At 43.5% G+C, this 14,179-nt stretch carries 16 protein-coding genes and 1 pseudogene; 4 read left to right on the plus strand and 13 right to left on the minus strand.

Annotation, left to right across the window (positions count from 1 at the left end; genetic code table 11):
- Positions 1-228: 228 nt before the first annotated feature.
- The 13 genes and pseudogenes from purB to ACFE90_RS27980 form a co-directional block, all read right to left on the minus strand.
- Positions 229-1,524: an adenylosuccinate lyase gene (gene purB, locus ACFE90_RS27920; protein WP_375505653.1), complete on the minus strand. Its 1,296-nt coding sequence runs from the start codon at positions 1,522-1,524 to the stop codon at positions 229-231.
- A gap of 40 nt (positions 1,525-1,564) precedes the next feature.
- Positions 1,565-2,116 carry a DUF421 domain-containing protein gene (locus ACFE90_RS27925; protein WP_375505654.1) on the minus strand — a complete coding sequence of 184 codons (552 nt, stop codon included), beginning with the start codon at positions 2,114-2,116 and terminating at the stop codon, positions 1,565-1,567.
- A gap of 156 nt (positions 2,117-2,272) precedes the next feature.
- The gene (locus ACFE90_RS27930) at positions 2,273-3,289 is read right to left on the minus strand and encodes a YihY/virulence factor BrkB family protein (RefSeq protein ID WP_375505655.1); all 1,017 of its coding nucleotides are present in this window, start codon (positions 3,287-3,289) and stop codon (positions 2,273-2,275) included.
- A 288-nt stretch (positions 3,290-3,577) separates the two neighbouring features.
- The gene (locus ACFE90_RS27935; protein WP_375505656.1) at positions 3,578-4,279 is read right to left on the minus strand and encodes a bacteriorhodopsin; all 702 of its coding nucleotides are present in this window, start codon (positions 4,277-4,279) and stop codon (positions 3,578-3,580) included.
- Between the two features lie 267 nt (positions 4,280-4,546).
- Positions 4,547-4,618: pseudogene (locus ACFE90_RS27940) on the minus strand (hypothetical protein); the annotation flags it as partial.
- Positions 4,619-4,775: 157 nt separating this feature from the next.
- Entirely contained in the window at positions 4,776-5,591 is an 816-nt protein-coding gene (locus ACFE90_RS27945; RefSeq protein WP_375505657.1) for a hypothetical protein, read from the minus strand.
- Between the two features lie 123 nt (positions 5,592-5,714).
- Positions 5,715-7,244, minus strand: coding sequence for a YifB family Mg chelatase-like AAA ATPase (locus tag ACFE90_RS27950; protein ID WP_375505658.1), 1,530 nt, complete (start codon positions 7,242-7,244; stop codon positions 5,715-5,717).
- 117 nt (positions 7,245-7,361) lie between these two features.
- Positions 7,362-7,706, minus strand: coding sequence for a helix-turn-helix domain-containing protein (locus ACFE90_RS27955; RefSeq protein WP_375505659.1), 345 nt, complete (start codon positions 7,704-7,706; stop codon positions 7,362-7,364).
- A complete protein-coding gene (locus ACFE90_RS27960; RefSeq protein WP_375505660.1) occupies positions 7,699-8,889 on the minus strand; it encodes an IS110 family transposase in 1,191 nt (396 codons plus the stop codon). The genes ACFE90_RS27955 and ACFE90_RS27960 overlap by 8 nt, the downstream gene beginning before the upstream one ends.
- A gap of 302 nt (positions 8,890-9,191) precedes the next feature.
- Complete coding sequence (locus tag ACFE90_RS27965) at positions 9,192-9,413, minus strand: hypothetical protein (RefSeq protein ID WP_375505661.1); 222 nt, start codon at positions 9,411-9,413, stop codon at positions 9,192-9,194.
- A gap of 15 nt (positions 9,414-9,428) precedes the next feature.
- A complete protein-coding gene (locus ACFE90_RS27970; RefSeq protein WP_375505662.1) occupies positions 9,429-9,779 on the minus strand; it encodes a hypothetical protein in 351 nt (116 codons plus the stop codon).
- Positions 9,780-9,880: 101 nt separating this feature from the next.
- Positions 9,881-10,057 (minus strand): hypothetical protein, encoded by a 177-nt coding sequence (locus ACFE90_RS27975; protein ID WP_375505663.1) that lies wholly within the window; start codon positions 10,055-10,057, stop codon positions 9,881-9,883.
- 101 nt (positions 10,058-10,158) lie between these two features.
- A complete protein-coding gene (locus tag ACFE90_RS27980) occupies positions 10,159-10,476 on the minus strand; it encodes a hypothetical protein (protein WP_375505664.1) in 318 nt (105 codons plus the stop codon).
- Between the two features lie 583 nt (positions 10,477-11,059).
- Here ACFE90_RS27980 and ACFE90_RS27985 point away from each other — a divergent pair.
- The 4 genes from ACFE90_RS27985 (at position 11,060) to ACFE90_RS28000 (ending at position 14,032) form a co-directional block, all read left to right on the plus strand.
- On the plus strand, positions 11,060-11,437 hold the full coding sequence (locus ACFE90_RS27985) for a hypothetical protein (RefSeq protein ID WP_375505665.1): 378 nt from the start codon (positions 11,060-11,062) through the stop codon (positions 11,435-11,437).
- 412 nt (positions 11,438-11,849) lie between these two features.
- The gene (locus ACFE90_RS27990) at positions 11,850-12,590 is read left to right on the plus strand and encodes a hypothetical protein (RefSeq protein WP_375505666.1); all 741 of its coding nucleotides are present in this window, start codon (positions 11,850-11,852) and stop codon (positions 12,588-12,590) included.
- A 63-nt stretch (positions 12,591-12,653) separates the two neighbouring features.
- Entirely contained in the window at positions 12,654-13,124 is a 471-nt protein-coding gene (locus ACFE90_RS27995) for a DUF4102 domain-containing protein (protein ID WP_375505667.1), read from the plus strand.
- Between the two features lie 674 nt (positions 13,125-13,798).
- On the plus strand, positions 13,799-14,032 hold the full coding sequence (locus tag ACFE90_RS28000) for a hypothetical protein (protein ID WP_375505668.1): 234 nt from the start codon (positions 13,799-13,801) through the stop codon (positions 14,030-14,032).
- Positions 14,033-14,179: the final 147 nt, after the last annotated feature.

The following is a 14,179-nucleotide window of genomic DNA, read 5'->3' on the forward strand; positions in this document are numbered from 1 at the left end:
ATGCTATGACTGTGGGAATTACAACTAATTATGCGGACATGATGTAGATATGTGTTATTTATACTACCCAGTGCTGGCAAAAATTCCAGCACCAAATTAACAGTCTTTAGCAATGCGATACTAAAGATTTTTGGTATTTTTATATATTCTTTTTTGAAAAAGTTTGCGTATTTTTTGAGTAACAGGTTAGTAGTGAGCGCTTCAACGCTCACTACAAGCAAATTAATCCTAAATTCCCAGTCGTTGATAAACTTCTTCTAAATGGCTCAGATGCTGCTGGGGGTCAAAACAGACTTCTAGTTCTGCTGGGGACAATTTTTCGGTAACCCGAGGATCTTTGCTAATCAAGTCCTGGAAATTACCTTCTGGCTTGTTCCAAGCGGCGTGAGCGCTTTCTTGAACGATCGCATAAGCTTCCTCTCGGCTGCTTCCCTTGTCTATCAAGGCAAGCAGGACTTTTTGGCTGAACACAACGCCGCCGTAGCAGTTGAGATTTCTTTCCATGTTTTCAGGATAAACCAACAGGTTTTTCACCAAGTCGGTTATTTCTGTCAACATAAAATGCGTCAAAGTGCAAGCATCTGGCAAAATTACCCGTTCTACAGAACTATGGGAAATATCCCTTTCATGCCAAAGAGCGACGTTTTCCAAAGCTGCACCGGCATGGCTTCTGACGAGTCGCGCCATTCCCGTCAGGCGTTCCGAACGGATGGGATTACGCTTGTGTGGCATGGCTGAGGAGCCTTTTTGACCTTTGGAGAAGAATTCTTCAACTTCCAAAACGTCTGTTTTTTGCAGATTGCGAATTTCTACAGCAAAACGTTCGATGGATGCTGCGACTAAAGCTAATTGTTGTACATAGTCGGCATGACGATCGCGGGAAATAACTTGCGTTGAGGCCGTATCGGGTTTGAGTCCGAGTTTTTGGCAAGCGATCGCTTCTACACGCGGTTCAACATTTGCATAAGTTCCCACCGCACCAGAAATCTTACCCACAGCGATCGTTTCGTGGAGAATTTTTAGGCGTTCTTGATGTCGCAACATTTCAGCTAACCAGCCAGCTAGCTTGAAACCAAAAGTGATCGGTTCAGCATGAATACCATGCGATCGACCAGCCATCACTGTATGACGATGTTCCTGTGCTTTTTGGCGAATTACCTGAATCAAATCTTCCAGACGTTGCAACAATATATCCAGACTGGCAACTAATTGCAGTGCTAAAGCTGTATCCAAAACATCCGAACTAGTTAAACCTAAGTGAATATAGCGTCCTGCATCACCTACATATTCGTTAACATTTGTCAAGAAAGCGATGACATCGTGGCGGACTACAGCCTCAATTTCCAACACTCGCTTTGGGTCAAAATCTGCTTTGGCTTTAATTTCCTCAACCGCCTGAGATGGAATGTAACCCAGTTCAGCTTGAGCTTCGCAAACAGCAATTTCGACTTGCAGCCAAGTTTTTAGCTTATAGGCTTCACTCCACAGATTAGCCATTTCGGGTAAAGTATAACGCTCAATCACAGTTCGGCACAGAATACAACCGTCATATTTTACAGTTTAATTAATGTAGATCGCTTTTTAGTACTGCTTTTTGCTTAGGGACGGTACTAGTTTTGGAGTCGAAGGTGATGATACTAATACTGCCATCAGCCTCCATATATGCAAACTTCACATCTGCTAAAAATTCCACACCTTGCTGGCGTAACTTGCTCATCAACTCATCGTCTGTAATTAACTCTCGTTGCAAATGACGCTCAATCATCCGACCATTTTTTACCAGTAGCAGTGGTGGCTGATTCAAAAAACGTTGGAACTGGGGGATTTTATAGCCTAACCAGTTTAGTAAGTAACTCCAGAAAATCACAGTTCCTACCAAGATAGCGCCTTCAGTAATTGATGTATAATTACTTGCCATAGCGTTTTGGGCAGCTTCAGCAAATAGCACAACTACGAGTAAATCAGTAATTCCTAGTGTTCCTAGTTGTCGGCTAGGAAGAAGACGTAGCACTGAGAACAGCGCTAAATAGACCAGTGAACCACGGATAATTAACTCAAAGATGCTGATGCTAGGAATAAAGATTGCCTGCCAATCGATAAAAAACCATTTTTCCATTAGCACTGATTTTCTTCCTTTCTGAATAGACTTCTGGAAAAAATCCAGTATAAGGTTATTTATCTGTGGTCTTATTTCATAATACTAACTTTTATTAGAGGTTAAATACTTCAACATCTATCAGATTTATAAACTTAAATTCCTAACAATCAGGAATTAAAATCGCTGATTTTTCCTTCTCTGTTTTAAGCGCTTGGGCTTTTTGAAAGACTGGAACAAGCGATTAATAAAATTAGAAGAGGGCTTTTTATTAGTCGATGCTTGTTCTGTTGGAGCCTTGCCATTATTTTTCGTGTTATCAGATAAAGGTATGGCATGTTTAGATGGGGTTATGCCGCTACCGTACCTTCTGGCATAAACTTGGGTAAACTCCGCACCGAAGAAAAGAATCTGCGCGGCATAGTTAACCCAAGCTAAAATTACCACCAGTGAACCAGCTGCACCATAGGCTGAACCAAAACTGCCATTACCTAAATATTGTCCTAACAAAAATCTACCGATAGAAAACAAAAAGGAGGTGAGCATAGCTCCAATTAAAACATCACTCCAACCAATTTCGACATCTGGTAGAACTTTAAAAATGAGTCCGAACAGGAACGTCGTGATAGTAAAAGAGAGGATGAAATTGAGAATCTGCCAGAGGAAATCGACACCTGGCAGCAAGTTACTAAAGTATGTTACTAATGCTGCTAATGCCGTACTAATTACCAGAGAAACTAAAAGTAAAAAGCCAATACCTATCACCATTGCAAAGGACAAAACGCGTAGACGAATAATGTTAGTTACGCCGCGTCCGGGTTTCGGTTTCACTTCCCAAATCGTGTTGAGGGAATCTTGTAACTCGGTAAATAAACCAGTAGCACCCACTAGAAGAACTACGACACTAATAATCGAAGCGATCGCTCCTGTTTGTGGTTTGTTAGCATTCTGAATGGCTGTTTGGATAAATGCTGCGCCATCTCGGCCGACTAAACCTTGAATTTGTCCAACGATTTGACCTCTTGCCGCTTCTTCTCCAAATACTGCCCCTGCGATCGCAATTACAATAATTAGCAATGGTGCAATGGAAAAAATTGTGTAATAAGCTAACGCTGCCGCTAACCGTGAGGCTTTATCCTCACTCCATTCTTTGAATGTCTCTTGTAATAACTTCCAAATCGCCTGCAAATTCATTCAATCAGTCTCCTTTAGGGATGTCGCTTACTTCCTGATATATTGGATACTGATTTCATAAGTAGAGGCATCCCCCCAAGGGAGTTTGTGCAGCGTCCTTGAGGAGGAATTTAGCAGAGTTGGTAATTTCCTTGACGGGAATATCTATAAATAATTTGCTTTTTGGTAGAGAATAGGTAGTGCGATCGCTTTAGCATATAAAATGCAGTGGCAGCGATCGCATAATCCCTTGATTGATTCCCCTAATTCGGTTAGCTATTCTATTGCCTCGGACTGAAAATTTATTACTTACTCATATAACGCTTCCGATTCAGTAACCGATTCTCCTGCCTGTTCTAAATTACCTAGGGTGTTTAACGATAGAAAACCAAACCCGACTTTAGAGGCAATATCTAGTAGCGTATAACCCATTGTTTCCCCACCTTGACCAAAAGCGTTAAACCATTCTGGACTAAGAATCCACACAATTGGATAAAGTGTCCACAGCACCAGATGCACAGTTACCAGCTTGCGGAATGCTTGCTTGGATCTGGGATGTTTGCGTTCTGCCTCGATCCGGTAGGGCTTCACTAATAAGTAGAAAACCGCCGCGTAAGCACCACAACTAACAATATACCAGATGTAGCTGATCGGCTTGGGTGTAACTGTGGCGAGGAAGCCAGTGGCAAGCATATAGGCGTTTGCTCCTAACAAGCTACCTGTAATCAGCAGGCTGGTTTTTCCCAAGAAAGTCAAATCCAACAACAACAGTGGCGTTGAGCAAAACCAAGTGACAAATCGCACCCAATAAGTTGGACGATCATTGATGATGTTAACTCCTTGACCAAATGCCATTGCTAAGTACAGCCCACTAGCAATTAAGCAAATGAAAAAATTGAGTGTATAGAGTATTTTCCAGCGTTCATTTTTCCCATTGTGTGCGCCTACACCGAAAAAAGCACAACCCAGCGCCATACTGATGACACCAATCCACAGCCAAGTTTGAACCATAAATATTTTCCTGCTTGTTGGTAACTATTAATGATAAATTGTTAAGGAGAACTTTTACTAGTTATCCTTATTTGTTTTTGCTTGCATAGAAACCATTATTTGTATTTTTTATTGTACTAGTCTTAATTATTAAAAAATGTATTTTAAAGGAGATTTTAGATTAATAAAAAATTAGTAAAAATCTGATTTAAATACAATCAAAAATTAGACTTTAGTAGCTTGCACTTCAGTTCAGTACAAGCAGTCTCCTCTAGAGCAATACTTTATTGCTAAATCTGCAATAGTCCGTGCTAGTTTGAAAATGCGATCGGTTGCTCTTGCCGATAAACCTAATTTTTGGCATTTCTAACAAGTATTGCGCGGATTTAAAAATCGCTTTACACCAATAGCACGAAGATAAGAGAGATTAAGAGTAAGGCAAACTAGAGTTAGTAAGGCTACGAACTGGACGACTCCATCTTGAACCGAATGGCACTAAAATAAGCTAAGGAGCCAGTCATGGAGTAAGAGCAGCCAGAGCCGACTTGATTTCCTCTTCAGATGCAAGGCTTTCATCAACTGCCAAGAACGAAACTAAATTGAGCGGCGCATTCTGTTGTGCTGCGGCATATATTTTATGGTGACCATCAAGGAGATAATGAGCCAAACACCAATGCTCAGTAATCTTAGGATCGCCGTTCCAAACTGCTGGCTGCTTAATGTCCAAAACAGAGAGAGTAAATGCAGTTGGTTGCCCGCCATGCGCTATTTCACCCTCATAATGTGTTAATCTCTCTTGATCAAGCCAAGTGAGAGGAAACATAGGAATGACAAACTCGAAAAGTTGGCGATGTTCGGCAAGCGCGAGTGAGTGACTACGATAGTAAGTGACACGCGGATCATGCGGCAACGGATCGATTCCCCACAAAGCGACCTGCTCTTGAACGAAATAGTCGTCAGGATGGCCGGGTGCAATCAGGCGTGGAAGTACTGTTGGGAAATTGACATAGTAAGCTCCAGTCGGGAGGATTTGGCTCAAAATAGAAGTAAATGTAGGATCAGTAATGTCAGTCCCAGTATTGAGTCGCTCCGCAATGGCTGTTGCCGAGATACTGCGCTTCGCGCCCTCAAGTCGCACAAAAAAGAAGGCGCAAGTTCCGCAGACATTACCGATGTGATAAGCTCGTTTGTTTTCAATTGTCAGGTAACGATCCCAAACCGGCCAGTCTCCGCCACCAGATTTCTCGAAGCCGATAATTGAAGAAGAATTAGCAATTGTGATACGACTTGGCTCAGTCATAGGCTGATCATATTTCAAGCTGTTGCTAACCATCTAATGATACCTCCCAAACTGTAAGGGTTTGCCATAGAAATCGTCCTGACTGAGGTGGCGACTGCCATAATACGAACTATTTGCGTCAACCCTTAACAGACTTAAGCCATCATCACAAGATTCCTACTGCATTCTATCGATTGTGCGATACTGAATCGCTTCCGCTACATGATTGGTTTTTAACTCATCTTCTGCCGCCAAATCTGCAATAGTCCGTGCTACTTTAAGAATGCGATCGCTTGCTCTTGCCGATAAACCTAATTTTCTAATTGCTACTTCTAATAAATTGCGACTAGCATCATCTAGCTTGCACCATTTCTGGAGATGAGGACTTTGCATGTGGGCATTGCAACGCAGATTTGCTTCTCCTTGGAAACGGGTAATTGCGCGATCGCTTGCTTGTTGAACTCGTTCGCGTACTGATGTTGATGCTTCTCCGGTAGATTGTTGGGTAATTTCCTCTGGTTTCAACCTATTCACCGCAACTTGTAAATCAATTCGATCCATCAACGGCCCAGATAGTTTTGCCCAATATTGCTCGCGTTGGCGGGGAGAACAAGTACATTGTTGGATGGTATCGCCATAGTAACCGCAAGGACAGGGATTAGTACTCGCCACCAAAGTAAACTGTGCGGGAAACATTACCGATAGTTTGGTACGGGAAATTGTCACATAGCCATCTTCTAAAGGTTGACGCAAAAATTCTAATACATCACGTTTAAATTCTGTCAACTCGTCCAAGAACAGCACGCCCCTGTGAGATAATGAGATTTCCCCAGGACGAGGGAAGCTACCGCCACCAACGAGAGAAGGCCCGGATGCTGAGTGGTGGGGACTGCGAAAAGGGCGATCGCGTACCAACGAACCGCGATTTTTCAATAAACCAGCCACCGAATGGATGCGAGTCACTTCTAAAGATTCGGCAAAGCTCAGGGGCGGCAAAATTCCTGGTAAGCGCCGTGCTAACATGGTTTTCCCACTACCAGGCGGCCCAACAAAAATTAAATTGTGTCCACCAGCAGCAGCAATTTCTAAAGCACGACGCGCATGAGCTTGTCCTTTTACATCATGCAAGTCTGCGCCAGGGTAAGATACTGTTGCTATCTCCGTTGTATGATCAATTTGCACAGGTTTGTAACGCCCCGGATTATTTAAAAAATCCACCACATCAGACAGATGTTTGCAGCCGTAAACAGCTAAGTCTTGAACCACTGCTGCTTCTTGGGCATTATCAGCAGGGATAACTAAACCTGCAATTCCCATCTTTTGGGCTGCTGCTGCGATCGGCAAAACACCAGCCACCGGACGCAAACTGCCATCCAGAGAGACTTCGCCTAAGAATAGATAATCCCCCAACAAATCAGCGCTAACTTGCTCAGAAGCCGCCAAAATTCCCACACTAATAGGCAAATCAAAACAGGGGCCTTCTTTCCGTAAATCTGCGGGAGTTAAATTGATCACAATTTTTCGCATGGGAAAGGCGAAACCTGCATTCTTCAACGTTGCTTTGACTCTTTCTCGTGATTCTTGAATCGCTGAATCTGGCAGTCCCAAGACAACAATTCCCGGTAATCCCCCTGACACATCGACTTCTACGCCGACTTTGACGGCATCGATGCCCACAATTGATGCACTCCAAACTCTGGCAAGCATTTCTTATATAACAGTAAACCTTTCAAATCTCTAGCAGATGAGTCGTTACATTGGCATTAGTGAAATTACAGAGACGATTTTTAAGCCAAATAATTAAATACCACTTTCTGGCTGTTTTCACTCTAATAAATAACGGTAGGTTGCTCTGACGATTTGAGCCAGCGCATAAGCTGTATTCGGCTCAAGATTCTTGTCACCCAATATTAAAATTACGATTTCTTCAGCAGTATCTAGTTGCTGCTGTTTGTGGTCAGACAAAAATAAATCACCTGGCCACACTTTTAGCCAGTTACAAAGAGTTATAAATGTTTCCATGTCTGGCATACTGCCATTTTCTACCCTTGATAAGGTAGATGGTGAGACATTGCCAATTTCTGCGGATGCTTCGCGCAGCCCTCTAGTACCGCGTTTGTTACGGACTAGCGCTGCTAGGCGCTCAATGTCTAAATAGGTATTAGTCATTAGTCAAAACCTTTACCAATTCTCTAAATAGCAATCGCGCTCCTTTGGCGGCAATCCGATTCCTAACCAGTTTCACCGGGCGACCAGCTGCTTTTTCAGTATCTAACTGTTCGCCCAAGGTTTTACCAATCTCATTTTTAAGTCGCGAAGTCTTCGGTTCAATGCGAGTAAAAACCCACTGCCACAAAGACTTTCGGCACAAGTCGGAACCGCCTACTACTTTTGCTTTACGGCTATCGCCGGATGCTTCCAAACTAGGAGCAGCGCCCAAAGCTTTCTGAAATCTTCTCAGTGAAAGGTGGCGTTTTGTAGGCTTTTTAGAATTTCGCCCCTGGCGTATCCTCACCTCTGGTTTACCATCTAGTAAGAATCCCTCGATGGGGTAAATCTGGGAAATAATCACCGACGAGAGGCGATCGCCAAAACCAAACTTTTTAAAAACTGTGCGGTAATGGTCAAAGCGAGAATCAGCAAGCAATTCTCGTAATTCTGCCTCGATGACGTGTTCCTCTTTCTGGAGGTCACAGATGCGTTTTGCGTGTTCACGAACCGTTTCGGTGATTCCTAAGCCGACAGATTGAGAGTAAAGGCGCTCATAGCGTGTACTTTTGCGAACTCCAGCAAGCCAACCCCACAATAATGGGGGTTCACCGGATTCACCCCTTTTGGACTTTACTAGTGCGACTTCTGGAAACTGCCACGCCAAATCCTGCCGCGCCCGATTCATGATCGGTGATTGGACTCTGTTAAGGTGAGCAAGTCTTAACACCAGTTCCCGAATTCTGACAATGGCGCTAGAGCGAATTTGGACAAATCGACGCGGATCTTGATGGTAGTCGAAGTAGTAACAGGCAAGGGCGAGAGCATCGGCATCATCATCTTTGTCAGGTAGTGCCAGGTGATTGGCTCGATAGTTTCGCAATTCCTTATGACCAACTAGCCGCACTTCCACCCCGGTACGGGCCAAATGAGTACCCCAAAGCTTGCTGTAATTGTTGCCAGTTGGTTCCAGCAAGGCAATGTCCGCATTGAGCGCGAGTAAATCTTGAATTCCCTTTGCATCAGCGCTCAACTGAAAAAATGGACATTCGTAATAGAATTGACGTGGATCTGAGGGTTTTTCAACAAGCAGGCAAGCCGAAACGGAGGACTTGCTAACATCAAGTCCCAAAATTCTAATCATTCAGTTCCTCCTGGGTGGTTTTGTTATGTCCCTGATGTCATGCCTGCGAATCACCCGAAGGCCACAACAGCCTAGTTCACTCTCAAGGCAAAACCGCAGCGCGAACTGCGGCGACATAGGGGAGGGAACAACACACTCACAGCAGCCGAGCTTACGAATGTGGAAAAGCCATAGAAGCTTGTTTCTTCATAAAAGCCCTAAGCTGCTGTGTTTATGTGCTGTACGGTTGCTTTGGACACAACCCGCGACGCGATCCATTTGCATCGCGTTTCGCCGGCTTTTTCATCCGGCTCATCAGGCGGTTATTCGGTTTCTATCTTTGGCAGTATCGAGTTTAAAATTCTGATAATTTTTGATAAATCTTCTTCAACAACTTCATTGCTATCAGCGCGAGCGTCCGATGTGGTCACGCGCTCCAGGGCGAATGGATCACGCATGGGTATCATCCTATCTGGAAATAAATCTAATATTGGCTCGAATGGATTGCCGGGTTTGAGTTTCACCCAAGTGTCATGTTTAGTCATAAGTTTTGCGCCTAATTAAAAACCGTCCGCTTCTTCGGCAGAAACAGGAAGGAGACCAAATGTCGGACTGGGCTGTACTGGTTCATTTCCTGTGTATTCGACTTGATATTTGAGAGCTTTAAGTTGAGACCTGAGATCGGAGATTTGATCTATTAGTTCTGCTTCTCTGTCTTGAAGACGTAGGATTTCAAGTTTTATTTCTTGTTCTGTTTCCTCCCTAATTTTTCGCTCCACCATCTCCATCAAGCGGGAGGTTTCCTCGTTTGGATCATCTCCCTCCAAAACTTCAGCAGACAGTTCTAGACGTTTTGATTCGTGATTCCCCAGGTTTAGTACCCGTTGGTAAGTAATATTTTTGATTGCCATGATTCTGTGATATTTTTTACTTGTTAACGTTTCAAGTGTTGGTGTCGATATTGCGATCGCGTTCCTCCCAAAAGCGCGATCGCAAAAAAAATCAGCTATCCTTAATTAACCCGCACCTGCTGATCGAAAACTACCTCAAACGAACCGCCTCCTTGACGAAGAAGACTTGTGTAAGCATCAGCATCAGTGCGGGTACGAAGTCGGGCCACACAAACATTTTCACCAGTGGACAGATATCGAAAAATTGCCCACGGTCTAAGGTCGTCTCGATAATTCATAATTTCAAATCCTAATTGTGTAAAAAAACACCAGCGCAAGAATTGCTACGCCTACGCTGGTGTAACCTTATAATCCATTGAAAGTAAACTTGGAGTGGAAGTTAATTTTCCATAGGCGGGTTCTCCTCTTGAACGACAAAGTTTTGTCCATAGCGGATTTGACCGATAATCGCTTCCATAATTCCTATTTGGTCTGCGATGGTCACCTGTTGAGTTATCTGCTTGGTAATGGTGAATATTTCAGCCCGACAATCACCTTCTAACTGACAGCCAATGTGTGATGCCAAAGCAGTGAGCATAACCAGTTTTTCTCGCTTGCTGATTTTTTCAAATGCTGCACCATAGTCATCCTGCAATGTCGCAAGAAGTGTTTCATCGCCGGGCTTGTAATTGGTGTAATAGCCTAGTGGCTTGGTCATTGGTAAAATTCTCCTTAAGGCAATAAATCGTAGAGTTGGCGTTAGCGCAGCTCGCCGCAGGCATCGCTCCAAAAGACAGTAGGCGATCGCCTTTTAATTATTTAGATTTCCTCCTCCTCGTCATCCTCATCCTCGTCGATCTGTACTGTTGCGATTGGCATAATCTTCACTTTCACTCACGAGCGACAGTGCGCTGATCCTCTCCTCAACTTTGTGCAGGAATTTAGCAAAGGCTTTTATGTCTTTGGAACCTCCTTGTATACGAACTTTGATTCTGCCCATTATGGTTACTGGCTGTTACTTAACGGTGTTTTCGTAAAACATCACCGCGCGGCAAACTCGTTACCGCGCTCAGTTTGCTGGTGATGGAGAGGATGTTTCCGCGCTGCATGTGGCGCGGGTGCTTGCTCCAGTGAACACGCAAGGTCTAGGCGTGGGGGAGCGGGTTTGTGTTGCAAAATCATTTGCACGTGATAGTATCCTTAAATAGTTATTGCACGTGCAATAATAGAAGTCAAGAATATTTTTTACAAAGCACGTGCAGAAGCATGTATTTAGCACGTGCAATAATTTAGGGGTTACTATGCCTATAACAAATGACAGAAGAAGCCACGGCAGACAAAAAGACAGTGAACGCGACTCTCAGGATGTCCTCTCAAGACTGGGAGGCGTTGAAAAACAAAGCAGCTCAATTAGGAATGACTCGAACACAGTTTTTTACCCAGATAGCGAGGGGAGAAATCAAGCTAGACCACGGGTTGCTCCTGGAGGACAAGCAACTATTGGGGGAATCCATCGTAGGCTGAAAGAATTACACCAAGCTTGCTTAAGCCTGATTGAATCTCAGCAAAACCAACTTGAAACCAGCCTACAAAACAGCAAGCAACTAACAGTAGAGATACATGATTTAGAGACACTGTTAGCTGAAACTTTGAAAGATATACCAGAAGAACCTGAATAAAACCGTCCCGCCTGCTGTGGCTTGGGCGGTTTTATTTTGCGTAGCTTGCCGCCTTCGGCATCGCGGTTGGGGGGCAGGGGGTATGGGGTGCGATCGCGCAGTTGACTAATAACTAATGACTAATGATTAATAACTTCCCACCTTGCCCTAGCTGCAACAGTAATTCACACGTGACATGGGCGGATGACGAATTTCGCTCTTTCTCTTTCGACCCTAACGATCGTAGTCGCTATTGCTGTACTAACCTTAACAAGCACGAAAACTTTGTGCTTTTTGATGGTGACCTACGGAATGGAACAATTTATCAGCCAATACCAAAAGATTGGATTTAGCTGAAGACTTAAAAAAACCAAAAAGCCACCAAGAGAATTAGCGTTCAAGGGTGGCTCTCTGAGAAATAACTAATAGTAGTATGCCAGAAAACTCATTTAAAAACAATCTTCCGTGGACGGAATCACACGACGCATACTGTTACCAACATCATATTCCACCCGCCGCAAAAATCCTTTGGCAGTGGTTAATGAGGCAAGGTTATATAGGCTCAGAGATAGAGCCAGATTTATCAGAATTCAATGCTTGGGTAGCCAAGACTAGAGGTAAACCATACGGTCACAACTACGTTAAAAAGATGTTTGAAACACTGGTATCGTGCCGTGTTTTACAACTAATTAAACGCTTTTCCTGGAAGTCAACAAGGGTAATTTTAAGACCATTGTCATGGTTAAATCCACTTAAAAAGGTGCAAGAAAAAAACTTACAAAACCATAACTCTAGTTACAATTTACCCCCCTCAAATGATAGTAACGCCGAACAGGGGTTAGACAGCAGCAGCAATAGTCTTACTCCTACAACCGCCGAATTTGAAGAGAAAGAATTGCAACACGAAATACTGACGGCTTGCGCTGAGTATGAAATATACTTTGACCCAAATAAACGAACAACTAAACATCTACTTGAGTTTGATATTGAAGATGTTCGCAACGCTCTTAAGCACTTTGTTTTTAGTGGTGGCCATCAAGTAATTCGCAAGCCTCAAGGATGGTTGATTAGCTGTTTACGTGAGTGTTATTGGGCTGATAAATCGCTTGATTTATCTGGATTTATCAAAACTTTAAAATCTTGGTTTCCTAGCAATCTCCCAAGGGATTACTAGGGAATAACCCCATAAAAAAACTGCCCTCAGAAGAGGGCAGCGACCATATTAACCAGTTTGATTATGAAACAACCTACGCTGTTTGATTTAGAAGCTTTCACCAAGGCTCAAGACACTCCTGTTTACGCTTATAATCCATTCTGGGATGAACTCACCCCCCAAAATAGTCATAGTGTTGGGGCGCAAATCTCAGAGTCTGACAATCCGTATAAAACTGTTGGGGCGCAAGTATCACAGGTTACTAAAAAATCTGCGCCCCAACACGATACCCACTGGATAGAGAAATACTGGGTTGAGCGGTCTGCTAATAAATATTGGTATTACCGCTATTGTTGGATGGCAGGCAGGAAGAAAAACCGCCTTTACCTGGGTAGTGTGGATAGCGTCATCGCCAGGCGTAAAAAAGCAGATGTAGAAATTGCGATCGCGGATGGTAAACTCCCAATTGAGATTGAGCAGCTAATCCGAGGTTGGAAGAATGAGCCGTCCACCATGCCCAAAGTGCCAGGGAATGCGCGTTTTCAAGAACGGTAGTTACAAACTGTCTAGTGGAATCCTGAAACAGCGCTGGTTTTGTCAAGCTTGTCGCAAAGGTTTTATTCCTTCAAAAGTCCAGGAGATTCCCGCACCAGCTTTTGAAACTTCCGCAGCTCGTCCCAAGCACGGGTACTAGTATCGAGTTTCCTAGAATTCTGATTAGGGTGGTAATTTTGGCGTTTGTGTTCAATGTAGTGGGGGGGGTGATTGTCCGGGATAGACCTATTAAGGAATCCAGAGTAAAGCCAAGATATGGTAGATATTTCAAGGATGGACAGAAGAATAATAAACCCGATTGGAGAATAGAGTTTACTTAATGCAAAGATTGCCCAAAAGAATACAATGTCAGTCTGATAAAAACAACAAACTGGATAAAGATAATAAATCAAATTACATATCCTTACCAGAAGCTTGTAAACTACTGTTCCTAACAGAAAGTACTATCAGATACCACATCATCCGCAAGCGGATAAGAGCGTTTAAGTCAGGCGGCGGTAAATGGTGGCTAAACATTAATGACGTAGAAACTTTTAAGACGTGGAATAGTAGTTAAGTGAAACTCGATTGAGGGTTAAGGCCCAATCGGGAGAGTTAGCAATTGCTAATGACAGAGTTAACAATCGCTTGCTAGCTTTGCTGTATCAAATGAAACTACTTCTAGATACACACTTATGGCTGCTGCTGCAACACTTGTCGCTACTACTCTTGAAGGCCAGTTATGGGAAGTTGCTATTCGGGCACAAATCGCCGAGCTTGCAATCGCTCCTGAAACACGCCCAAATAATGTTCAAACTACGATTGACACTGAAAATAAACTTGTCACCGTTACCTTCTCAGCTCCAGCAACCTTCGCTGTGAGTGCCGCTGGTGCGTTGGTTGCTAATCCTGTGGCATACCTTCCGTAGCTCATTTTGTGGGGATTATCGCCCCACAATTATCAACAATTTTGAGAAGGAAAATAGGAGATTAAGATGGCGGCTAAGGATTCAAAAACCCAAGTTACGCCTAATGTGAATTAAAGAGGTTGAGACTGGAAGGTGAGAACATTGATA

Origin of the sequence: uncultured Nostoc sp., assembly GCF_964245445.1 — a bacterium.
GTDB lineage: Bacteria > Cyanobacteriota > Cyanobacteriia > Cyanobacteriales > Nostocaceae > Nostoc.